General features: G+C 64.7%; 20 protein-coding genes. 7 read left to right on the top strand and 13 right to left on the bottom strand.

The window, feature by feature from the left end:
- The first annotated feature begins 84 nt into the window (after positions 1-84).
- The 5 genes from DY201_RS08400 (at position 85) to DY201_RS08380 (ending at position 7,278) form a co-directional block, all read left to right on the top strand.
- A complete protein-coding gene (locus DY201_RS08400) occupies positions 85-2,085 on the top strand; it encodes a CocE/NonD family hydrolase (RefSeq protein WP_115730800.1) in 2,001 nt (666 codons plus the stop codon).
- A 142-nt stretch (positions 2,086-2,227) separates the two neighbouring features.
- A complete protein-coding gene (locus DY201_RS08395) occupies positions 2,228-3,811 on the top strand; it encodes an ABC transporter substrate-binding protein (RefSeq protein ID WP_115730799.1) in 1,584 nt (527 codons plus the stop codon).
- Positions 3,812-3,827: 16 nt separating this feature from the next.
- Entirely contained in the window at positions 3,828-4,787 is a 960-nt protein-coding gene (locus tag DY201_RS08390) for an ABC transporter permease (protein ID WP_115730798.1), read from the top strand.
- 9 nt (positions 4,788-4,796) lie between these two features.
- Positions 4,797-5,627, top strand: coding sequence for an ABC transporter permease (locus tag DY201_RS08385; RefSeq protein ID WP_115730797.1), 831 nt, complete (start codon positions 4,797-4,799; stop codon positions 5,625-5,627).
- Entirely contained in the window at positions 5,620-7,278 is a 1,659-nt protein-coding gene (locus DY201_RS08380) for an ABC transporter ATP-binding protein (RefSeq protein WP_115730796.1), read from the top strand. The genes DY201_RS08385 and DY201_RS08380 overlap by 8 nt, the downstream gene beginning before the upstream one ends.
- Before the next feature lie 149 nt (positions 7,279-7,427).
- Here the strand turns inward: DY201_RS08380 and DY201_RS08375 are convergent, their stop codons facing one another.
- From DY201_RS08375 to bcoG, 6 genes are all read right to left on the bottom strand, one after another.
- Positions 7,428-8,369 carry an alpha/beta hydrolase gene (locus DY201_RS08375; RefSeq protein ID WP_115730795.1) on the bottom strand — a complete coding sequence of 314 codons (942 nt, stop codon included), beginning with the start codon at positions 8,367-8,369 and terminating at the stop codon, positions 7,428-7,430.
- Positions 8,370-8,378: 9 nt separating this feature from the next.
- The gene (locus DY201_RS08370) at positions 8,379-9,161 is read right to left on the bottom strand and encodes a carnitinyl-CoA dehydratase (RefSeq protein ID WP_115730794.1); all 783 of its coding nucleotides are present in this window, start codon (positions 9,159-9,161) and stop codon (positions 8,379-8,381) included.
- Positions 9,162-9,173: 12 nt separating this feature from the next.
- A complete protein-coding gene (locus tag DY201_RS08365; RefSeq protein WP_115730793.1) occupies positions 9,174-11,291 on the bottom strand; it encodes an acetate--CoA ligase family protein in 2,118 nt (705 codons plus the stop codon).
- 82 nt (positions 11,292-11,373) lie between these two features.
- Positions 11,374-12,537 carry an acyl-CoA dehydrogenase family protein gene (locus tag DY201_RS08360; RefSeq protein WP_115730792.1) on the bottom strand — a complete coding sequence of 388 codons (1,164 nt, stop codon included), beginning with the start codon at positions 12,535-12,537 and terminating at the stop codon, positions 11,374-11,376.
- Between the two features lie 262 nt (positions 12,538-12,799).
- Entirely contained in the window at positions 12,800-13,897 is a 1,098-nt protein-coding gene (locus tag DY201_RS08355; RefSeq protein ID WP_115730791.1) for a carnitine 3-dehydrogenase, read from the bottom strand.
- A gap of 31 nt (positions 13,898-13,928) precedes the next feature.
- Positions 13,929-14,846 carry a 3-dehydrocarnitine:acetyl-CoA trimethylamine transferase BcoG gene (gene bcoG / locus DY201_RS08350; protein ID WP_115730790.1) on the bottom strand — a complete coding sequence of 306 codons (918 nt, stop codon included), beginning with the start codon at positions 14,844-14,846 and terminating at the stop codon, positions 13,929-13,931.
- 179 nt (positions 14,847-15,025) lie between these two features.
- Here bcoG and DY201_RS08345 point away from each other — a divergent pair, with 179 nt between their 5' ends.
- Positions 15,026-16,006, top strand: a complete 981-nt coding sequence (locus DY201_RS08345) for a GlxA family transcriptional regulator (protein ID WP_115730789.1) — start codon at positions 15,026-15,028, stop codon at positions 16,004-16,006.
- On the opposite strand, the gene DY201_RS08340 is transcribed toward DY201_RS08345, so the two are convergent.
- From DY201_RS08340 to xylA, 4 genes are all read right to left on the bottom strand, one after another.
- The gene (locus tag DY201_RS08340) at positions 16,003-16,761 is read right to left on the bottom strand and encodes a TIGR01458 family HAD-type hydrolase (protein ID WP_342635174.1); all 759 of its coding nucleotides are present in this window, start codon (positions 16,759-16,761) and stop codon (positions 16,003-16,005) included. The two genes, DY201_RS08345 and DY201_RS08340, sit on opposite strands and share 4 nt — an antisense overlap.
- Positions 16,762-16,823: 62 nt before the next feature.
- The gene (locus tag DY201_RS08335) at positions 16,824-17,054 is read right to left on the bottom strand and encodes a hypothetical protein (protein WP_115730787.1); all 231 of its coding nucleotides are present in this window, start codon (positions 17,052-17,054) and stop codon (positions 16,824-16,826) included.
- Between the two features lie 53 nt (positions 17,055-17,107).
- On the bottom strand, positions 17,108-17,650 hold the full coding sequence (locus DY201_RS08330; RefSeq protein ID WP_115733673.1) for a GNAT family N-acetyltransferase: 543 nt from the start codon (positions 17,648-17,650) through the stop codon (positions 17,108-17,110).
- Between the two features lie 125 nt (positions 17,651-17,775).
- On the bottom strand, positions 17,776-19,101 hold the full coding sequence (gene xylA / locus DY201_RS08325; RefSeq protein ID WP_115730786.1) for a xylose isomerase: 1,326 nt from the start codon (positions 19,099-19,101) through the stop codon (positions 17,776-17,778).
- Positions 19,102-19,252: 151 nt separating this feature from the next.
- Between xylA and DY201_RS08320 the strand changes: the two genes are divergently transcribed.
- Positions 19,253-19,612 (top strand): nuclear transport factor 2 family protein, encoded by a 360-nt coding sequence (locus DY201_RS08320; protein WP_115730785.1) that lies wholly within the window; start codon positions 19,253-19,255, stop codon positions 19,610-19,612.
- A 17-nt stretch (positions 19,613-19,629) separates the two neighbouring features.
- Here the strand turns inward: DY201_RS08320 and xylB are convergent, their stop codons facing one another.
- From xylB to DY201_RS08305, 3 genes are all read right to left on the bottom strand, one after another.
- On the bottom strand, positions 19,630-21,081 hold the full coding sequence (gene xylB / locus DY201_RS08315) for a xylulokinase (protein WP_115730784.1): 1,452 nt from the start codon (positions 21,079-21,081) through the stop codon (positions 19,630-19,632).
- Positions 21,082-21,294: 213 nt separating this feature from the next.
- Complete coding sequence (locus tag DY201_RS08310; protein WP_115730783.1) at positions 21,295-22,617, bottom strand: tetratricopeptide repeat protein; 1,323 nt, start codon at positions 22,615-22,617, stop codon at positions 21,295-21,297.
- A gap of 9 nt (positions 22,618-22,626) precedes the next feature.
- Entirely contained in the window at positions 22,627-23,247 is a 621-nt protein-coding gene (locus DY201_RS08305) for a LysE family translocator (protein WP_115730782.1), read from the bottom strand.
- Between the last annotated feature and the right edge of the window lie 102 nt (positions 23,248-23,349).

The raw sequence follows: 23,349 nt of genomic DNA, 5'->3' as shown, positions 1-23,349 counted from the left end.
ATCATGCACAGACTTAAGCGCTACAGCGTCCTTTGCGCGTCCGCAGGGACGCGCGGCGCTGTAGGATGGCGCAGGGAGCCAAGCATGAAGACCATCATCGATTTTCCGCGCGACATCGTCGAATTCCCTGACATGGGCATCATCATGCCCGACGGCACGCGCCTGTCGGCGCGGGTGTGGATGCCGGCTGATGCCGACCAGGACCCGGTGCCGGCCATCCTCGAGCACCTGCCCTACCGCAAGCGCGACGGCACGACGACGCGCGACTGCCTGACCCATCCCTATTTCGCCGGCCATGGCTACGCCTCGATCCGCGTCGACATGCGCGGCAACGGCGATTCCGAAGGGCTGATGGACGACGAGTATACCGAGCAGGAATGGCAGGACGCATGCGACGTCATCGCATGGGCAGCGGCGCAGCCATGGTGCAGCGGCAAGGTCGGCATGATGGGCATCTCCTGGGGCGGCTTCAACGGCCTGCAGGTGGCGGCGAAACAGCCCAAGGCGCTGAAGGCCATCATCACCTTGTGCTCGACCGACGACCGCTACGCCGACGACATCCACTACAAGGGCGGCCTGCTGTTGAACGAGAACATGGGCTGGGGAGCGACAATGCTGTCCTACTCCTCCAGGCCGCCGGATCCGGCGCTGGTCGGCGAAAAGTGGCGCGACATGTGGCTCGACCGGCTTGAGCACGAGCCGTTCCTGCCGGCGGTCTGGCTCAGGCACCAGACCCGCGACGCCTACTGGAAGCGCGGCTCGGTCAATGAGGATTTTTCCACGATCAAGGCGGCGGTGCTGGCAATCGGCGGCTGGGGCGACGCCTACAAGAATGCGGTGTCCCGCTTGGTCGAGGGCGTGAAGGCGCCGGTCAAGGGCATCGTCGGCCCCTGGATTCACAAATACCCGCATTTCGCCGTACCCAAACCGGCCATCGGCTTCCTGCAGGAGGCGCTACGCTGGTGGGACCACTGGCTCAAGGGCATCGACACCGGCGTTGAAGGCGATCCGGCGATGCGGCTCTACGTCATGGATTCCGAGCCGCCACGCGACTGGTATCTTGAACGACCGGGCCGCTGGATTGCGGAACAGCAATGGCCAACGCCTGGTATCCAGGCCAGGCAACTCAGGCTTGGCGCGAATGGGCAACTGTCGGAAACAGCTACGCTGACGGAGAAGCTGACAATCAACTCACCGCAGGACTGCGGCATGGATGGTGGCGAATATTGCGCCATCTGGCTCGGGCCCGAACTACCCGGTGACCAACGCATCGACGACGGCAAATCCGCATGTTTCGACGGTGCCACGCTCGACGCGCCGCTCGACATCGTCGGAGCGCCTGTCATCCGGCTCAAGCTCGCCGCCGATCGCCGGCGGGCGATGGTCGCGGTGCGCCTTTGCGATGTCCAGCCTGACGGCGCCTCGACGCGCATCACCTATGGCGTGCTCAACCTCTGCCACCGCAACGGCCACGAATTCCCCCACGACGTTGTGCCAGGCGAGACGATGGAGATCACCGTCAAGCTCGACGATATTGCGTACCGCGTGCTGCCGGGCAATAGGCTGCGTGTCGCCATTTCCTCGACCTACTGGCCGCTGGTCTGGCCATCGCCGGAGGAAGTGACGCTGACGCTGCATGGCGGCGCGATCGAGCTGCCGGTGCGTCCATCGGGCGATGGCGAAGAGTGGAGATTCGAAGAGCCCGAAGGCGCCACGCCCTGGCAGACCGAGACGCTGCGCGAAAGCTCGAACAGCCGCACGGTCGAACGCATCGACGGCACGGTGACCTTGAACATCGTCGACGACTTCGGCGAAATCCGCGATTCCGACCACGGCCTTGTCATCGGCGATGTCGCGCGCGAGCACTGGACAATCGACCGGTCCGACCCGCTTTCTGCCCATGGCGAGACCCACTGGACACAGACTTTGTCGAGAAACGACTGGGCGATCCGGACGGAAACTTTCACGACAATGCGCTCCGATCGCCAAAACTTCCAGTTGACTGGTCGGATCGAGGCTTATGAAGGCGACAAGCTCGTCTTCGAGCGCGATTTCGACGAAATCATCGCGCGCGACCACATCTGACGCGAAAGCGGCTTAGTCCAAATGCGACATGGAGATTGCGCCACTCGATGTCGCATTCGGCCTTGCTGATGCCCTTACGTTACGGTCAATATTGCCACCAGAAGTCGAGCAATAACGACCGCCAGAGTGAGGAGCCTTTCCAATGTCGAATGAACTGGAATATCTGAGCCGCCGAGTCGCTGCGGGCAAATTGAACCGTCGCGATTTCCTGGGCCGCGCTGCGGCCCTGGGCGTCGCGGCAACTTTCGCAAACTCGTTGCTGGCCAGCGCCGCCAGGGCCGAAGGGCCCGTCAAGGGCGGCATCCTGCGCGCCGGCATGCAGGGTGGTGCAGCCACCGACAGCCTCGACCCTGCATCCTGGTCGAGCCAGGTGCCCTATTTCTTCGGTCGCCAGTGGGGCGAGCAGTTGGTGCAGATCTCGGCTGAGGGCGAGCCCAAGCCGGCGCTGGCCGAGGAGTGGGGGGCTTCCGACGACGCCAAGACCTGGACCTTCAAGATCCGCAAGGGCGTGCAGTTCCACAACGGCCAGGAGATGACGCCGGCAGACGTCGTCGCCACCATCGAGCGCCACTCCGACGAGAAGGCAAAGTCCGGCGCGCTCGGCCTGATGGGCGGCATCGCCTCGGTCAAGGCCGACGGCCAGAACGTCGTCTTCGAACTCAAGGACGCCAACGCCGACCTACCGTTCCTGCTCGACGACTACCATCTGATGATCCAGCCCAATGGCGGCAAGGACAAGCCAGATGCCGGCATCGGCACAGGCCCCTACAAGGTCACGGTCAACGAAGCCGGCGTGCGCCTCGGCGGTGAGAAGTTCGCCAACTACTGGCGCGACGACCGCGGCTTTGCCGACCAGATCGAGATCATCGTCATCAATGATGCCACGGCGCGTACATCGGCACTCCAGGGCGGCCAGGTCGACATCATCAACCGCGTCGAGCCGAAGATCGTCGAGTTGATCAAGCGCGTGCCCGGCGTGGTCATCCGCAACGTCGCCGGCCGCGGCCACTATGTCTTCATTGCCCACTGCAACACCGCTCCCTTCGACAATAACGATCTCCGGCTGGCGTTGAAATATGCGCTCGACCGCGAGGAGATGCTGCAGAAGATCCTGATGGGATATGGCTCGGTCGGAAACGACACGCCGATCAACAAGGCCTATCCGCTGTTCACCGAAATGGAACAGCGCAAGTTCGATCCGGAAAAAGCCGCCTTCCACTACAAGAAGTCGGGACATTCCGGTTCGGTGTTGCTGCGCACCTCCGACGTCGCCTTCCCCGGTGCCGTCGACGCCGCCCAGCTCTACCAGCAGAGTGCCGCCAAGGCGGGTATCACGCTCGAGGTCAAGCGCGAACCCGGCGACGGCTACTGGTCGGAAGTCTGGAACAAGCAGCCCTTCTCGGCCTCCTACTGGGGCGGCCGCCCGACCCAGGACCAGATGTATTCGACCGCCTATTATTCGAAGGCCGAGTGGAACGACACGCGCTTCCAGCGCGAGGACTTCGACAAGATGCTGTTTGCCGCCCGTTCGGAACTCGATCCGGAGAAGCGCAAGAAGATCTATGCCGACATGGGCCAGATCGTGCGCGACGAAGGCGGCGTCATCACGCCGATGTTCAACGACTTCATCGACGCCACCAGCGCCAAGGTCGGCGGTTGGGTCGATGACGGCAACCAGGAGATGATGGGCGGCTACGCACTGTCCAAGTGCTGGCTCAACGCCTGACAAAGGCATTGAGCGCATGTCCAATCCGATCCTGAAACTGATAGCCCAGCGCATTGCGCTGGGCCTTCTGCTGCTCCTGGCCGTTTCGGTCCTGATCTTCGCCGGCACCCAGATCCTGCCCGGCGACGTCGCCCAATCCATTCTCGGCCAGTCGGCCACACCGCAGGCGCTCGCCAACCTGCGCGAGGAACTTGGTCTCAACGCGCCTGCCTATGTCAGGTATTTCCGCTGGCTCGGCGGCGTCTTGACCGGCGACCTCGGCACCGCACTTTCGAGCCGGCAGGATATCGCCACAGCCATCGGCGGGCGGCTGTGGAACACGCTGTTCCTCGCCTTCTGGGCGGCGATCGTGTCGATCCCGCTGGCCATCATCCTCGGCCTGCTCGCCGTGCGCTACCGCAATGGCTGGATCGACAAGACCATCTCCGGCCTGGCGCTGGCCTCGACCTCGCTGCCAGAGTTCTTCGTCGGCTACCTGCTCGTCTATTTCTTCGCGGTGAAATGGCAGATCTTTCCCGGCATCTCCACCGTCTATGACGGCATGCCGTTCCTCGAGCGGATGCGGGCGATCGCCCTGCCGGCAACGGCCCTGACACTTGTGGTGCTGGCCCACATGATGCGCATGACGCGTGCGGCGATCCTCAACGTCATGCAGTCTGCCTATATCGAGACCGCCGAGCTCAAGGGCCTGTCGCCCTTCGAGATCATCCGCAAGCACGCCTTCCCCAATGCGATCGCCCCTGTGATCAACGTCGTCATGCTCAACCTCGCCTTCCTCATCGTCGGCGTCGTCGTCATCGAGGTGATCTTCGTCTATCCCGGCATGGGGCAATATCTGGTCGATCATGTCGCCAAGCGCGACGTGCCGGTGGTGCAGGCGGTCGGGCTGATCTTCGCTGCCGTCTATATCGGCCTCAACATCATCGCCGACATTGCAGCCATCGTGGCCAATCCGCGCCTCAGGCATCCGAAGTGAGGGCGCGCCATGCTTGACCTGAAGAATATTCCACTCGGCGCCGCGATCGGGCTGGTACTGACCGCATTGTTCCTGATCGCGGCGATCTTCGCGCCGCTGATCGCACCCTACGGCCTGGGCGAGATCGTTGGCGACGTCTGGGCACCAATGTCGTCGCAGTTCCTGCTCGGCACCGACAATCTTGGCCGCGACCTGCTCTCGCGCATGATCTTCGGTGCGCGCACGACGATCTTCATCGCCGTGATGGCAACCGCACTGTCGTTTTCGCTCGGCGCGATCCTCGGCTTCACCGCAGCCGTCGTCGGCGGCTGGCTCGACACCGGCATGTCGCGCTTCGTCGATCTCTTGATGGCAATCCCGACGCTGATCTTCGCACTCGTCGTGCTGTCGGTGTTGCCGTCGACAGTGGTGACGCTGATCCTGGTCATGGGCATCCTCGACGCCACCCGCGTCTATCGCCTGTCGCGGGCGGTAGCCGTCGATATCAACGTCATGGATTTCGTCGAGGCGGCCAAGCTGCGCGGCGAAGGCAAGGGCTGGATCATTTTCCGCGAGATCTTGCCCAATGCCCTGTCGCCGCTGATCTCCGAACTCGGCCTGCGCTTCATCTATGCCGTGCTGTTCCTGTCGGCACTGTCCTTCCTTGGCCTCGGCGTGCAACCGCCAGATGCCGACTGGGGTGGCATGGTCAAGGAAAACAAGGACGGCATCGTCTTCGGCATCCCGGCCGCACTGATCCCGGCCGCCGCGATCGCAGCGCTCGCCATCTCCGTCAACCTCGTCGCCGACTGGGTGCTCAACCGCACCACCGATCTCAAGGGAGGGCGTGGCAATGGCTAAGGCACCCGTTCATGGTTCCGGACCGCTGCTCGACATCCGCAACCTCAGGATCGAGGCCAAGGTCTACCCGCCCGGCGAAGCGCCGCGCACGGTAACGCTCGTGCACGACGTGTCGCTGACGCTCGAGAAAGGCAAGGTACTCGGCCTGATCGGCGAATCCGGCGCCGGCAAGTCGACAATCGGCTTGTCCTCCATGGCCTATGGCCGCGGTGGCGTGAAGATCACCGGCGGCGAGATCATGCTCAACGGCCGCGACATCCGCAAAGGCGGCACGCAAGGCATCCGCGCTTTGCGAGGGCGCGAGGTCTGCTATGTCGCGCAGTCGGCGGCGGCCGCCTTCAACCCGGCGCACCGGCTGATGGACCAGGTCGTCGAAGCCTCGATCCTGCACGGCGTGGCGAGCCGCGCCGAGGCGGAACGGCGCGCCGTGGCGCTGTTCAAGAAACTCAGCCTTCCCGATCCCGAGAACATCGGCAAGCGCTTCCCCCACCAGGTCTCGGGCGGCCAGTTGCAGCGCGTCATGACGGCCATGGCCTTGTGCTCCGAGCCCGACCTGATCGTCTTCGACGAACCGACGACCGCCCTCGACGTCACCACCCAGATCGACGTGCTCGCCGCCATCAAGGACGCGATCCGCGATACAGGTGTGGCCGCGCTCTACATCAGTCACGACCTCGCCGTCGTCGCCCAGGTCTCTGACGAGATCATGGTGCTGCGCCATGGCAAGCTGGTCGAGTGGGGCGGAACGCGCCAGATCATCAAGGAGCCGCGGCAGGAATACACCTCGGCGCTGGTCTCCGTGCATGAGATCGAGCACGAGGAAAAGAAGCCCGGCGCCGCGCCGTTCCTTTCGGTCCGGAACGTGACGGCCGCCTATGGCGGCGGCAAGATCAAGGTGCTCAAGAACGTCTCGGTCGACATCCTGCCCGGTCAGACGCTCGCCGTCGTGGGCGAGTCCGGTTCGGGCAAGTCGACGCTGGCCCGCGCCATAACCGGCCTTTTGCCGCCCGAAGAAGGCAGCATCACCTTTGCCGGACGCACGCTCGGCAACCGCCTCGCCGACCGCAGCCGCGACGACCTGCGCGAACTGCAGATGATCTACCAGATGGCCGATGTGGCAATGAACCCACGCCAGACCGTGGGCACCATCATCGGCCGTCCGCTGGAGTTCTATTTCGGCATGGGTGGCAAGGAGCGCGATACCAGGGTCGCCGAACTGCTGGACAAGATCGAGATGGGGCGCGGTTTCATCGATCGCTACCCGGCGGAGCTTTCCGGCGGTCAGAAACAACGCGTCTGCATTGCCCGTGCGCTTGCCGCCAAACCGAGACTGATCATCTGCGACGAGGTGACGAGCGCGCTCGATCCGCTGGTCGCCAACGGCATCCTCAAGCTGCTGCTCGGGCTACAGGCCGAGGAAGGTGTCGCCTATCTGTTCATCACCCACGATTTGGCGACGGTGAAGTCCATCGCCGACTCCATCGCTGTCATGTATCGCGGCGAGATGGTCCGCTACGGGCCGAAATCGGACGTGCTGAAGCCGCCCTTCGACGATTACACCGACCTGCTGCTGTCGTCGGTGCCTGAGATGGAGATCGGCTGGCTGGAAAAGGCAATCGGCGGACGCAGGATGGCAAGCGCCGGGAATTAAGCAGCGGGCCCCTTCCCTCGCCCCGTTTACGGGGAGAGGGTGGCCGCGTAGCGGTCGGGTGAGGGGCAGCGCAGAACTTCGATCGGTTAGTGCCGCCCCTCATCCGCCTGCCGGCACCTTCTCCCCGTAAACGGGGAGAAAGAAGCCAATCACCACACCCACTCGCCTCGCCCCAGCGCGGCCGCCGCATCGACGATGTGGGTGAAGCTTTGGCGGGCGCGGGTGACGGTGTGGCGAGCCCTCAGGTAGCCGTGCACCAGCCCCGGCTCCTCGTGCCAGAACGCCTTGCCGCCTGCCGCGACGATACGCTGGCCATAGGCCTCGCCGTCTGACGACAGCGGGTCGCATTCGGCCGTGATGATGACTGTCGGCGGCAGATTGGCGAAGTCGGCGTCGGCAAGCGGCGACAGCGTGATGTCACCGGTGCGGTCCTCGCCGCCGCTGCGGATGTGCTTGTAGAATTCGAGATCACGCATGGTCAGCATCGGCGCCTCGGCGTGGCTGACATAGGAGCCTTGGCTGCGGTCGCCGCCAAGGCCGGGATAGACCAGCAATTGCCCGACCGGACGCCTTGCGTGCCCGCGCGTCGCGTGGCTGGCGGCAGCCGCGATGTTGCCGCCGGCGCTGTCGCCGGCAAGCATGATGGGCTGACTGTATCTCGCCACCGCCCATTCGAAAGCGGCCATGGCATCGTCGAAGGCAGCCGGATGCTTGTGCTCGGGCGCCAGCCGGTAGTCGACCGAAACGACCTCGTAGCCGGTGCGACCGCAGAGTTCGGCACAAACGTCGTCATGGCTGTCGAGCCCACCCAGGATGAAGCCCCCACCATGAAAATAGAGCACCACGGCCTCCGGCGCCTTGCCGGCGAGGCGATAGACGCGGATCGGCACGTCGCGCCCTGGCGCCACGATGGCAGTCGTTTCGGCCGACACGCCCTCGGGATAACCGGCGAAAAACTCGCGGCACATGCGGTCGTAGATTTCGCGCTGCTGGGCGATCGTGTAGTCGATGGTATCAGGCGGATAGTAGGAATTGGTCCGCTCGATGAAGGCCCAGGTCTCGGCGTCGATGAGTTTGGCGTAGTTGGTCATCGAGCCGGCCTACTTCCCCTTCCACACCGGATCGCGCTTTTCGGCGAACGCCTTGAAGCCTTCGAGATTGTCCTCCGAGGCGTAGAGTTCGTCGACCGTTGGGAATTGGCGCTTGGTGATGCGGTTCATCGTTTCCTGGAAGCCGGTTCCCTCGGCCGCGCGCGCCACCTCCTTGATGGCGGCGAAGACCAGCGGTGGACCGCCGGCAAGCAGGCGGGCGATCTCCCATACACGGTCCTCGAGCCCGTCGGCCGGCAGCACCTCGTTGACCAGGCCCCAGCGATGCGCCTCGGCCACGTCCATCCAGCGCCCGGTCAGCAGAAGGTCCATCGCCACATGGTAGGGAATGCGCTTGGGCAGCTTGATGGTGGCAGCGTCGGCCAGCGTGCCGGCCTTGATCTCCGGCAAGGCAAAGCTCGAATGCTCGGAGGCGTAGATCAGGTCGCAGGACAGCGCCAGCTCGAAGCCGCCGCCGACAGCCATGCCGTTGACGCAGGCGATGACAGGCTTGTTGAGGTCGCGCAGTTCCTGCAGCCCGCCGAAGCCGCCGACGCCGTAATCGCCATCGACCGCATCGCCATTGGCAGCCGCCTTGAGGTCCCAGCCGGCCGAGAAGAACTTCTCCCCCGCGGTCTTGACGATGGCGATGCGCAGGCCGTCATCGTCGCGGAAGGCCTTGAAGGTCTCGCCCAAGAGCCGCGATGTAGCGAGGTCGATGGCATTGGCCTTGGGCCGGTCGAGCGTGACTTCGAGGATCGCACCCTCGCGACGTGTTTTCACGACATCGGACATTCTTCTCTCCCTCTAGGCCGTCACCAGCAGCGCATCCGCAATCCAGGCGCCCTGCCCTTCGCCGCAGACGATCAGCGGATTGATATCGAGTTCCTCGATTGCGTCGGCATGATGCAACGCAAAGCCTGATATGGCGATGATCGCATCGACCGCGGCACCGACATCCGCGCTGGCGCGGCCGCGATAGCCTTGGAGCAACGGATACATCTTCAGCCCCTTGAGCGCCGCCTCGACCTCGCCGCGCGCGGCGGGCAGCAGCAGCGTGGCGCTGTCCTTGAGCAGTTCGACCAGCACGCCGCCGGTACCGATGGTCATCACAGGCCCGAACAGCGGATCGCTGGTGACACCGACGATCAGCTCGGCCACGCCGCCCGAGACCATCTTTTCGACATAGAGGCCGAAGCCGAGTGGCAACAGGGCTGAAGCCGCCGCGCCGACCTCCTCGCCGGTCCGCAGGTCGAGCCTGACGGCACCGAGTTCGCTCTTGTGGGCGACGCCGAGCGCCTTGAGCGCAACGGGATAGCCCAGCGCCTCCGCCACAGCTATGGCCTCCGCGACGCTTGCGGCGCGACGGCCGACCGGCACGGCGAGACCCGCGTCGCGCAGCAGGGATTTGGCTGCGGCTTCGTCGAGCGTCGCCTTGCCCCCCTCTGGCCTGTTGCCGGAGCGGGGTGCATCAGTGTCACGCCCCACCGCCGCCGCAACGGGCCTCGCCAACGCCTCGCCAATGAATGCCGCAGCCTCCGCCGCGTCCATCGCCTCCGCTATGCCCTGCAACGGCACGATGCCACGCGCGAACAGATCGGCGGCGTGTTCTTCGGTCAGGTTCTCCGACATCGATGCAACCACCGCACCAGACGCGCCATTGGCTTTCAGCGCCGCCTCGAAGGCGCTGACGGTCGGCCACCAGTCGGCATCCGAGCAGCGGTCGTTACGCGGGAAATCGAGCACCAGCATGTTGAGGTCGAAACCGCCTGATGCCATGGCGGTGAAAGTGGCCGTCATCGCCGGCTCGTCGTTCCAGATGAAGGTGTGGTAGTCGAGCGGATTGGCGACCGCAACGAAGGCGCCGAGCGTCGATTTTATCCGCGCATAGTGCTCGGGCGTAAGCGCCGGAAAGCTCAGCCGCCGGCCTTCGGCGCTGTCGGCCATGACGGAGGCCTCGCCGCCCGAACAGCTCATCGACGATAGCGTGAAGCCCGGCAGAGGACCGACAGCGTGCAACAGCTTCAGCGTTTCGAGCAGGGACGGGATGGTGTCGACACGGGCAATGCCCAGGCGTTTGAGGAAGGCATCGGAGGCGGCATCCGAGCCAGCCAGCGACGCCGTGTGCGAGATCGTCGCCTTGCGCGCCTGCTCGGAGCGGCCGACCTTCATGGCGACGATCGGCTTGTTCAGTTCGCGCGCCCGCGCCGCCAGTTTCTCGAAGCCGTCGACGGTGTCGAAACCTTCGATATGCAGGCCAAGGCAGGAGACGCGCTCGTCCTCGATCAGGCCCAGCGCCATCTCGGAGAGCCCGGTCTGCGCCTGGTTGCCGGCCGTCATCAGGAAGGCGACCGGCAGGCCGCGCTTCTGCATCGTCAGGTTGCAGGCGATGTTGGAGGATTGCGTGATGATGGCAACGCCGCGCCGATCAGGTGCGAGCCTCTGGCCGCCGTGCTGGTCTGGCCACAAAAGCGCGCCGTCGGCATAGTTGATCAGGCCGTAGCAATTGGGTCCGATGACAGGCATCGCACCGGCGGCCGCCACCAACTCGGCCTGCAGCCGCTCGCCATCGGCATCGTCGTGGCCGGCCTCGAGGAAGCCGGAGGCAAAGCAGATCGCCCCGCCCGCCCCGCGCTCGGCAAGCGCTGCGATCACTTCGATGGTCAGGAAGCGGTTGACACCGACAAAGGCGGCATCGGGGGCTGCCGGCAGTTCGGCCACCGAGCGGAAGGTTCTGATGCCCTCGACCTCGGCCTTTGTCGGGTGCACCGGCCAGATGTCGCCGGCAAAGCCCATCTTCAGGCATTGCCTGACCACGGCCGCCGCCTGCGAACCGCCGAACACTGCGATGGATCTGGGGCGCAGCAGGCGTTCGAGACGGCCGCCAGGCTTCGGGGTGGAGGTGGTCAAAGTCGAGCTACTCATTTCCACCTCCACCCGGCCCTGCGGGCCACCTTGCCCACAAGGAGCAAGGTCAAACCGGATTGCCGCCTGCGCAGCGCCAAGCTCATCCGCCCACCGCCCTCAGTAACGCGCGCGAAATGATGTGGCGCTGGATTTCCGAGGTGCCTTCCCAGATGCGTTCGACGCGCGCATCGCGCCAGATGCGCTCGAGCGGCAGGTCGTCCATCAGGCCCATGCCGCCATGGATCTGGATCGCCTCGTCGGCAACGAAGGCCAGCATCTCGGTGGCCTTGAGCTTGGCCATCGCCATGTCCTGGTCGGTGACCGTGCCCTGGTCGTATTTCCAGCCAGCCTCCATCACCATCAGCTCGGCCGCCTTGAGCTCGGTCGCCATGTCGGCAAGCTTGAACGACACGCCCTGGAACTTGCCGATCTGCTGGCCGAACTGCTGGCGCTGCGCGGCATAGTCGATGGCATGGCCGAGCGCGCGTTCGGCACGGCCGAGGCAGGTCGCGCCGACCTGCAGGCGGGTGGCGCCGAGCCAGCTGTTGGCAACCTCGAAGCCCTTGTGCACCTCGCCAAGAACCTGGCTTGCCGGCAGCCGGCAGTCATCGAACTCCAGCACCGAATTGGTGTAGCCGCGATGCGAGACGTTGCGGTAGCCGTCGCGCACGGTAAAGCCAGGCGCACCCTTGTCGACGAAAAACGCGGTGATCTTCTTGCGCTTGCCGCGTGGTGTCTCTTCCTCGCCCGAAGCCATGAAGACGATGGCGAAATCGGCGATGTCGGCGTGGGAGATGAAATGCTTGGTCCCGTTGAGCACCCAGTCGCTGCCATCCTGGACAGCAGACGCCTTCATGCCGCGGAGGTCGGAACCCGCCCCCGGCTCGGTCATTGCGAGACAGTCCGACTTTTCGCCGCGGATGCAGGGAAACAGATACTTCTCGCGCTGCTCGGGCGTGCCGGCCAGCAGGATGTTGGACGGGCGCGCCACGCAGGTCCAGTGCAGTGCGTAGTTGGCGCGGCCGAGCTCTTTCTCATAGAGTAGCCAGGTCAGCGTATCGAGCCCGGCACCTCCGACATCCGCCGGCATGTTGGCGGCATAGAGCCCGGCTGATATCGCCTTTGCCTTGATCTCTTCGATCAGCTCGCGACGGAGATGGCCTGATCGTTCAACCTCCAGCTCATGCGGATAGAGCTCATTCTCGACGAAGGCGCGCGTCGTGTCGACGATCAGCTGTTGTTCCTCGGACAGACCGAAATGCATGGCTTAGACCCTTGATTGCAGCGGGTTACCGGACTTGCACGCCAGAGGAGCGGAATCACCCCCACTCCGTCGCGCTACGCGCGCCACCTCTCCCCCTGCCCGAGGGAGAGGAAGGCCAGCGGGGCGCCGGGTGCCCTTGCCTGATAGTTGGTGAAGAGGGGCGGCGGCCGAAGACGTCGCACCCTTCCTCTCCCCCGTCGAACGTGGGAGAGGTGGTTTGCGCAGCAAACCGGAGTGGGGGTCGACCTCCACGCGCATCGCCTCAGCCCTTCTTGCCAGCAACTTTCTTCGCAGCCTTTGCTGCCTTCTTCACCGGCTTGCTCGCCTTGGCCTTTTCTGCGGCCTTCGAGACCTTGGGCTTGGCCTGGGCGGCGAGCTGTTTCGTGTAGTCCTTGTAGAGCGCACCAGCGCCCCAGCCCTTGCCTTTGTTCTGCTTCGACAGCGCATCCATGATCGCAACGAGATTGTCGTCGCGGATCTTTTCCAGCTCGCGGATCGACCATTTGTCGGATTGTTCGTCCGACTGGGTGGCGATCAGGTCGACAAGCTCGTCATTGAACTCCGGCACGTCCATCAGCTTGGTCCACGGCCATTTCAGGCACGGCCCGAACTGAGCCATGAAGTGGCGCATGCCGGCCTCTCCGCCGGCGACCCGATAGACCTGGAACATACCCATCTGGGCCCAGCGCAGGCCGAAGCCGTAGCGCATGATGTCGTCAAGTTCCTCGACCGAGCAGATGCCGTCCTTGATCAGCCACAGCGCCTCGCGCCATGCCGCCTCGAGCAGGCGGTCGCCGACGAAGGCCTCGATCTCCTTGCGGATGACGACAGGCTTCATGCCGATCGACGAATAGATCTCCTTGGCGACCTCTATCGCCTCGGGGAAGGTCTGCGCGCCTCCGACGATCTCGACGATGGGCAAGAGGTAGACCGGGTTGAACGGATGGCCGACGACCAGCCTTTCAGGATGCTTCTTCATCGCCACCTGCATGTCAGACGGCTTGATGCCCGAAGTGGACGAACCGATGATCGCGTTGGCTGGCGCATGAAGATCGATCTCGGCCAGCACCTTGTGCTTGAGGTCGAGCCGTTCGGGCACGCTTTCCTGGATGAAGTCGGCATCGGCGACCGCTTCGGCGATGGTCTTGGCGAAGGTCAGCTTGCCTTCCTTAGGCAGTCCACCTGGTACCATCTGCTTGTAGGCGCGGCGCGCACCCTTCATCACTTCGCCGACTTTGCGCGACGCCTCCGGATCGGGATCGAAGATCGACACGTCGATGCCGTTGAGCAGCAGCCGCGCCACCCAGCCCGCGCCGATCACCCCGCCGCCGATGGCGGCCGCCTTTGAAATTGTGCTCATCACAAAGCCCTCCCGGCGTTCTGAAATCTCGTTATGCTGCCAGCGGCGCGCGCTTGACGAGGTTGAGCTTCTTGCGCACCTCTTGCGGCCCGATCACCCGCGCGCCGAGGGTCTCGACGACGGTGACGGCCTTTTCGACCAGTTGCGCATTGGTGGCGAGTACGCCCTTGTCGAGCCAGAGATTGTCCTCGAGGCCGACGCGCACATTGCCGCCGGCCAGCACCGCGGCCGCCGCATAGGCCATCTGGTTGCGGCCGAGCGAGAAGGCCGAGAAGGTCCAGCTCTTCGGCACGTTGTTGACCATCGCCATGAAGGTGTTGAGGTCGTCGGGCGCGCCCCACGGCACGCCCATGCACAGTTGCACCAGCGCGTCGGGCGCCAGCACGCCCTCCTCCACCAACTGCTTGGCGAACCACAGATGGCCGGTGTCGAAGGCCTCGATCTCAGGCTTCACGCCCATCGCGGTCATCATGCCGCCCATGGCGCGCAACATGCCCGGCGTGTTGGTCATGACATAGTCGGCCTCGGCGAAGTTCATCGTGCCGCAGTCGAGCGTACAGATCTCCGGCAGGCACTGGCGCACATGCTCGACGCGGTTGGTGGCGCCGCCCATGTCGGTGCCGGCTTGCTGCAGCGGCAGCGGGGTCTCGACACCGCCAAACACCATGTCGCCGCCCATGCCGGCGGTCAGGTTCAGCACCACGTCGACATTGGCAGCGCGGATGCGCTCGGTCACCTCGCGGTAAAGATGGATATCGCGGCGCGGCTTGCCGGTCTCGGGATCGCGGACATGGCAGTGGACGATGGCAGCACCGGCCTTGGCCGCCTCGATGGCCGAGTCGGCAATCTCCTTGGGCGAACGCGGCACCAGATGGCTGCGATCCTGCGTGCCGCCGGACCCGGTCACGGCACAGGTAATGAAAACCTCGCGGTTCATTTCGAGCGGCATCGCAGTTCCTCCTATACGAAACTTAGAGCGCCGCGCGTCCATTCGGACGCGCAAAGGACGCTCTAACACCTTGAACCTACGCATCGTGCTTACCGAAAATCGGTGCCGATTTTCGGGCCGATGCGTTAGGGATCATCGCGCCGCTTGCCTCGACTTGTTTTGCGTTTTACGAAAGACAAATGGCAAAAAGCGAAAAGCCGACAATCTTTCGCGAGGACCGCTCACCGCTCAAGGTGACGATGCTGGTGTTCTCCGGCGCGTCGATCATGTGCGTCGCCTCGACCATCGATCCGCTGCGCGCCGCCAACCGCATTTCAGGCGAAACGCATTTCGACTTCCGGCTGGTGTCCGCCACCGGCGAACCGGCGATCACCACCTGCGGCCTGCCGGTGGCGGTATCGGGCGCCTTCGACCCCGACGCGCCATGCGACGTGCTGATGGTCATCGCCGGCTTCGGCACGCAGGGCTACACCACATCGAAGCTGCTCGGCGGCATCAGGCGCTGTGCCCGCCAAGCCCGCGCCGTCGGCGGCATCGAGGCCGGCACCTGGCTCGTCGCCCGCGCCGGGCTGCTCGAGGGCCGCACGGCGACCACACACTGGGAAGACATGGAGGATTTCGCCGCAGCCTTCCCCGAGGTCGAGGTCCGCCCCGACCGCTACATCATCGACGGCCCCGTCTTCACCTCGGGCGGTGCCGCCCCCACCTTCGACCTGATGCTGCATCTGGTGCGCTCGCGCCTTGGCATGGCCACCGCCCTCGATGTCGCCAGCGTCTTCATCTACGACCAGTCGCGCGCCGCGACCGACGCGCAGCCCTTGGTCTCGCTCGGCCGGCTCGACGGCTACGACCCGCGCCTCGCCCAGGCGATCCGGCTGATGGAAGCGCATGTCGACCAGCCGCTGACCATCGCCGCGATCGCCAGACGCGCCGGCGTGACGGCACGCACGCTGGAAAGCATCTTTCGCGCCTCGATCGGCGAAACGCCCGGTGCCTACTATCTCAGGCTCAGGCTGAACGCCGCGCGCCGGCTGGTTGTCGACACCCGCGTCAGCATGGCCGAGGTGGCAGAGCGCACCGGCTTCTCATCGGCCGCCTCGTTCTCTCGCAGCTTCTCGCATGCCTTCGGCACGCCGCCGATGAGGATGCGCAGAGGCTAGCCTCGACGGGCAAGAATCCAGTCGACCGCTGCCGTCAGATCGTCGACGACAGCGCTCGGATGCGGCGCGTGGCGGCTCTCGTCACCGGCGCGATATTTCCCCGTCCGCACCAGAAGCCCGCCGCCAAGTCCTGCCCGCAACGCGCCGGCGACGTCGCTTTCGGCGTCGTCGCCGACCATCACCGCCTGCCCCGGCTGGCAGTCCAGCCCGGCCAGTGCGGCATGGAAGAAGTTCCGCGCGGGCTTGCCCAGCACCGTCGCCTGTTTGCCGGCGGCAAACTCAAGCGCTGTGACGAAGGCGCCCGCATCGAGGCTGAGCCCACCATCTGTGTCCTTGAAGGTACGGTTGACCGCAAGCGCGAGAAACTCGGCACCGTCGATGAGTTGGCGGAAAGCGAGGTTCATCGCCGCATAGGTGAAGGCGTCTGCGGCATCCCCGACCACCACGGCCTTTCGCTCGCCGAATTTGTTGCCGGCGAATTCGGGCACGAGGTCGGGATGGACCAGAAGCTGCGGCGCGCAACCCTGGCGGCTGAGCCAGTCGACAGCCGCACGCGCCGGCGTGAACAATTCGTCGCGACCGACGGCAACGCCGAGGCTTGCCAGTTGCGCAACGATCGCCCGGTGCGGCGAGCGTGTCGTGTTGGAGACGAAGCGGATCGGCAGGCCCTCGGCGCGCAGACGCTCGATGGCCGCGACCGCGCCTGGGATCGGCGTGTCGCCGTCATAAACGACGCCGGAAAGATCGAGCAACACCGCGCGTATCATGCAAGAAGGATGGCCGACCGCCCTTGCTTCGTCAAACCACGCTGTCGGGATCAGGCCGCCTGGTTGACGACGCCGTCGATGCGCGAACGCATGCTCTGGGCCAATATGGCCTCAAGGCGCGACGCAACCGCCCGGGTCCATTCGTCGGAAAGCTCAGGCTCCAGCGACGGCGGCAATGCCATCAGCCGGTCGACGATCGAACCTGTCTCCGACCTGTTCAGCAGGGCGTCGATCGCCGGTTCGTGGGTATGTGTGATGAAAGTCTCTTGTTCCCGTCTCATGGCGCGGTAAGTCGCTGATTCGACTGGCGTCTTGAGGGCGAGAAAGAGGCATTTCAGGGGCAGGCGTACAGCTGCGCCCTGTGGCTCAACCCATGCGATTCCTGTCCCGTCACCATCCGACCGAGCGGCTTTTCGAACAGCACCGTGATCAGCCCGCTGTCCCATTCCTCGTCGGGATAATTTGCCGTCTCGACATAGCCGAGCGCGCGGTAGAAGGCCTGGCTCTGCTGGTTGAACTTATCGGTTTCGAGCCGCACTTTCTGCAAGCCGGCCTTGCCGATCTCCTGTTCGGCCCGCGCCAGCAGCAGCCTGCCGAGGCCGAGGCGCTGGAATCTGCCGGAGACGTGCAGTGCTTCGATGAAGTCGCCGCTCCAGTGGACCATGCCGGCGACCTGACCGTCGACTTCCGCGACCCAGAAGGCAAGGCCGTTTTCATCGACATAATGACCGCCGACATCGGACGAGAGGTAGCGTTCGGCAGCCGCCTCGGTGATCTCCGGCCGCCAGGTGCTCTCGAACGTATCGGCCAACACCTGCTTTACCTCGGCGAAGTCCGCTGTTCTTGCCGGCCGCACCGAAATGTTGCGCTTGTCCATGCTGTCGCTCCTGCTCTCGAGGCGCCGCTCTAGCAGCAACACGGCATCGGGGCATCGGACAGCGTGGACAAAAAATGGCGCCAGTCCGGAGGCCAGCGCCATGGTTCATCGTCGTGCGAAAGCCGTCAGACGTAACGGTTGACGACGTTTTCCAGATATTCCTGCCGGCCTGACTTCGGCTGCGGCTCGATACCTTCGGCGACAACCCGCGCGGCGATCTGTTCGAGGCTGCGTTCGCCAGCAAGCATCGCCGTGGCTTCAGTCGAGGTCCAGCCGGCGTAGCGCGCGTCGAGCGGAGCCGACAGTGCCTTGTCCTCGATCATCTTCGCCGCTGCCTTGAGGCCACGCGCGCATGCATCCATGCCGCCAATATGGGCAACCAGCAGATCCTCGGGATCGAGCGACTGGCGGCGCAGCTTGGCATCGAAATTGGTGCCGCCCGTATTGAAGCCGCCGCCCAGCAGCACCTGGTAATAGGCCAGCGCCATCTCGGGCACGTTGTTGGGGAACTGGTCGGTGTCCCAGCCCGACTGGTAGTCGTTGCGGTTCATGTCGATGGAGCCGAAGATGCCGAGCGCATTGGCGGTCGCCAGCTCATGCTCGAAGGAATGCCCGGCCAGGATCGCATGGCCCTGCTCGATATTGACCTTCACCTCGTTCTCCAGCCCGTACTTCCTGAGGAAGCCATAGACGGTGGCAACGTCGTAATCGTACTGGTGCTTGGTCGGCTCCTGCGGCTTCGGCTCGATCAGGATGGCGCCGGTGAAGCCGCTTCTGTGCTTGTAGTCGACGACGAGGTTGAGGAAGCGGCCGAGTTGATCGAGCTCGCGGCCCATGTCGGTGTTGAGCAGCGTCTCATAGCCCTCGCGACCGCCCCACAAGACATAGTTCTCTCCCTTGAGCCGCCTGGTGACGTCCATGCAATGCTTTACCGTCGCCGCGGCATAGGCGAAGACGTCCGGATCGGGATTGGTCGCAGCCCCCGCCATGAAGCGCCGGTTGGAGAACAGGTTCGCCGTACCCCAGAGCAGCTTGACGCCGGTCTTCGCCATCCTGCCTTCGAAATGGTCGGCAATCTCGTCGAGGCGCTTGGCACTCTCTGCGAAGGTCGCACCCTCCGGTCGCACGTCGGCGTCGTGGAAACAGTAGTAAGGAACGCCCAGCAAGGAGAACAACTCGAAGGCGACGTCGGCCTTCAGCCTGGCATCGTCCATCGTCTCGCCGGACCCCGTCTTTGCAAACCAAGGCCGCTCGAAGGTCTGGCCGCCGAACGGGTCGCCGCCGGGCCAGGCAAAGCTGTGCCAGTAGGCGACGGCGAAGCGCAGATGGTCTTCCAGCCGCTTGCCGAGCACCACTTCGTCGGCATTGTAGTGACGATAGGCCAGCGGGTTACTGCTGTCGGGGCCTTCGTAGCGGACAGGCTTGATGTCGCCGAAATAGCCGGTGCTCATGGCAGAACTCCTTTCAGTGAGTACGCATGACTGCTCCAGACGGGGCGGTCGCAGAATTTCCGATTTCGATTACCTCAGGCGTAATTGGTTCCAATCGGCACTGCTGCGACAAGGATCGCGTAAACCAAGACGTGTCAGACGGAGAGCAGAAATGACCGACTACAACGCCATCACCGAGGCCTATATCGCAGCCTGGAACGAGACCGACGCCGCCGTCCGCAAGGGACTTGTCAAAGCCACCTTCGCCCCAGGCGTGAGCTATCGCGACCCGATCATGCACGGCGACGGCCATGACGGCATCAACGCGCTGATCGCAGGCGTGCACGGCCAGTTCCCCGGCTTCCGCTTCAAGCTGAAGGGCAAGGCCGACGGCTTCGGCGACAACGTCCGTTTCTCGTGGGGCCTTGGCCCTGAAGGCGCGGAAGCCGTGATCGAAGGCAGCGACTTCGCCACGCTCAAGGACGGCCGCCTCAGCATCGTCACCGGCTTCCTCGACAAGGTGCCGGGCTGATCTGGCACGCTCGGCGTTCACATCGTCTCCCGGATCGCCGGATAGAGCTTGCGATAACGCTGGTAGGCATGGTCATAGGCGCCAGCCAGCGCTGCCACCGGCTCGATGGTTTCGGCCGTATCAGGCTGCATGCAGACCTGATGCGGGTCGGCACCCTCGGCTGCGATGAGGCCGAGGCGCGCAGCGCCGAAGGCAGCGCCGAAATCGCCGTCGGCGGGAATGTCGACGGGAAGCCCGAGCGCTGTCGCGATCGACTTCAGCCAGTAGCGTGAGCGCGAGCCGCCGCCGATGGCGGTGACGCGCGTCAGCGACGTTCCGGCCGTGGCCAAAGATTCGAGGCTGTCACGGAAGGCGAAGGCGACGCCCTCGAGCACGGCCTGGGTCAAGCCCGCGCGGTCGATCTCATGCGCAAGACCGGTAAACGAGCCGCGGATCGCCGCATCGTTGTGCGGGGTGCGTTCGCCCGAGAGATAAGGCAGGAAGCTCACACCAGAGGGGGCGCGCAATTCGTCGCCGAGTTCGCCAGTCAGCTCGCCCGCATCCTTGCCCGTGATGGTGCTCAGCCAGTTGAGCGAATCCGTCGCCGACAGGATGACGCCCATCTGATGCCAAGCTTGCGGCAGCGCATGGCAGAAGGTGTGAACGGCACTTTCCGGATTGGGCAGGTAGGCGCCATTGGCGGCAAACAGCACACCCGAGGTTCCGAGCGACACGAAGGCAGCGCCCGGCTTGACCGTGCCCATGCCGCAAGCAGATGCGGCATTGTCGCCCGCGCCGCCTGATATCACCACGCCCGGCCCCATTCCCCATTTCGAAGCCAGTTCGCCGCGCAGCGTGCCTGCCTTGTCGGTGCCCTCGACCAGCGACGGCATATGTTCGGTGCCAAGGCCCGTGGCGGCGAGCAGCTCCGGTGACCAGCGGCGTGCCGCGACGTCGAGCCAGGACGTGCCGGCCGAGTCGGACATTTCGGAGATGTATTCGCCCGTCAGCCAGAGCCTGAGGTAATCCTTGGGCAGCAGGACCTTCGCCACCTTGGCGAAGATTTCGGGCTCGTTAGTCTTCACCCAGGCGAGTTTGGGGGCGGTGAAGCCGGGAAAGACGATGTTACCGGTGATTTTGCGGGAGCGCGGATCGGCGTCGAGCACCGCTGCCTCGGCAAAGCTGCGCGTGTCGTTCCAGAGGATGCAAGGGCGCAGCACCCGTCCCGAGGCATCGAGCAGCGTCGCGCCATGCATCTGGCCGGACAGGCCGATGCCGCGCACGGCGGCGACTTCCCTGGAATGCACAGCCTTGAGCTCGCTGATTGCCTCCTCGGCGGCGCGAATCCAGTCGGCGGGATCCTGTTCGGACCAGCCATGATGCGGCCTGGAAACGTCGAGCGAACCATGGCCGGAGCCGATGATCTTCTGGTTGGCGTCCATCAACAGCGCCTTGACGCCTGACGTGCCGAGATCGAGCCCGAGATACATGCCATTCCTCCCGAATGAGCGGCGCGGACGCAATCGTCCATCATCTCACGTCATTGGCCGGCCTTCATCGCCAACTGGCAGAAACGGCCATGCCATCGGCCCGTTCCTCCGACGGACGCTGCTTATTAGCAAACATTCCGGGGTTGGGTCGACATTTATTTCGGAACTCGCAAAAAATAAATCGAACGCCTTGAAACAACCGGGCCAACCGGCTCAGCCATGCGCCAGAAGCGCCGCTCGCTGCACGAACAGGCCCGATAGCGGGCTAGCCGGTCGCGCATGGTTGCGCGCGGAGGCGAGCTTGACGGCAAGCGCATCGTTGCCGTCGCGCAGAGCCGCCTCGATCAGCGTCAGTTCGATCACGTCGCGCTGGGCATGGCTGCCGCCGAAGCGATGGGCGATGGCCCTGACAGGTTCGAGCAGCCGCACCGTCTCGTAATAGCGCCCTTCCCCGAAAGCCTTGATCGCCAACGTGACGGGGTGGCCGACGTCGCGGGTGAAGGTGGCGTTGTCGTCGTCGCCGGCGATCGCCTCGCGCTGGGCATCGAGCATCGCTTTGGCAGGCGCTTCGAGACCTGCACCGACGAAGGCCATCATCGCATGCGCATCGTTGAAGGCGTAGTTCCCGGCGACAGCCTTGGGCGCCCAGTTCGCCGCAAGGCTGACCCAGCGCCGGCCGACATCGATGCCGCCGAGATGCAGCCGCCAAAGGATCGCCGAGGCGTCGACCATGTTGAGCGCCAGCTTCGACTGCGCGCCGTAGATCGGCTCGTCATAAAGCGCGAGCACCTCATCGGTCTCGCCGAGATCGTAATAGAACAGTGCAAGGTGCCACCAGTTATGGACCTGGAGAAAACTCTCCTTCGTCCAGGCATCGCTGTTGCCGCGCATCCAGGCAATGCCGCCGCGCTGGCGGCTCTGCATCTCCATCACATGCGCCACCGCATGCTGAGCCCATCCGTCGCGCGGCTCGAGCGCCACCGCCTCGCGGCCGAGCGCCTCGGCCGCGGCGTAGTCGCCCATCTCCTCGAAGCCGAAGGCTTGCATGCCCAAAATGGCGTGGTAGCCGGGCATGCCCTTGCTCCACGCCGGCAACGCCCGGCCGATGCGGTCGCGCAGCTTCGGTGCGTTGCCGGTGAAGAAGTCGATCTGGTGCCCGGCCTGCAGCGCCAGCGCATCGGTCGGATGCTCTGAGGTCAGCTCCTCGAGGATACGTCCGGCCTCGTGCCAGTGCCCGGTGGCGAGACGGCCAAGCGCTGCGACATGCGCCTTCTCGCGGGCGGTAGCGGCAAGCCCGAGGGCAGCGGCGTGGCAATCGCGTGCCACGGCCATCGCCTCGCGCTCGGTCGACAGGCCGTAGAGCCAGCCCTTCAGCACATGCGCCATGACGAAATCGGGCGCTGCTGCAATCGCCTTGTCGGCGGAACCGACCGGATCGCCGACGAAGCGCTGCAGTTCGCTCACCCCGCGCTGGTAATGGTCGGCCGCCGCCTCGTCGGCGCCGCTCAGCGCAAGCACGAGCGCATCCTTCACCATGACAGGTCCTCAGCTGCCCGAGCGCACTGCCACGGCAACGCCAGCGCCGACCAGCAGCGTGCCGCCGGCGCGGTTGAAGACGCGGATGGCGCGCGGATTGGAAACCACGCTGCGGGCGCGCGACGCCACCAGCGCGTAGCCAAAGGCATTGGCGAAGGCGAGCGTCAGGAAGGTCAGTTCGAAGATCAGCATCTGCGTCCAGAAATCGCCGCTGCGGTCGAGGAACTGCGGCAGAAAGGCGACGAAGAAGGTGATGCTCTTCGGATTCAGCGCGGTCACGATCCAGGCATGCGCCATCATCTTGACGGCTGATGCGGCATCGGTGCGCGGCTTGGCGTCCAGCGACCCACCGGCGCGGAACAGCTTGATGCCGAGATAGACCAGATAGGCCGCACCGATCCACTTCACGATGGTGAAGACGGTGGCGGACGCAGCAAGCAGCGCGCCGATGCCCAGCATCGACAGCGTCATCGCGGTGAAATCGCCCAGCGCCACGCCGACGGCCATCGGCAATGCCGTGCGCCAGCCCTGGCCGAGCGCGTAGGAGACGACGAGCAGGATCGTGGGCCCCGGAATGACGAGAAGCACCGCGGACGCCGCCGCAAAGGCGGCCCAGCTTTCAAACGACATGGCAATTCTCCCTCTTTGGAAGCGGGATCAAGCTCCGGCTCTGCGCCGATGTAAAGCCCTTAACGCGCGCCACGTGGCGTTCATGCTTTTTCAACCATGAAT

Origin of the sequence: Aminobacter aminovorans (assembly GCF_900445235.1) — a bacterium.
Lineage (GTDB): Bacteria > Pseudomonadota > Alphaproteobacteria > Rhizobiales > Rhizobiaceae > Aminobacter > Aminobacter aminovorans.
Note: the sequence above shows the minus strand (reverse complement) of the source record. Positions and strands in the feature narration are given on the sequence as shown.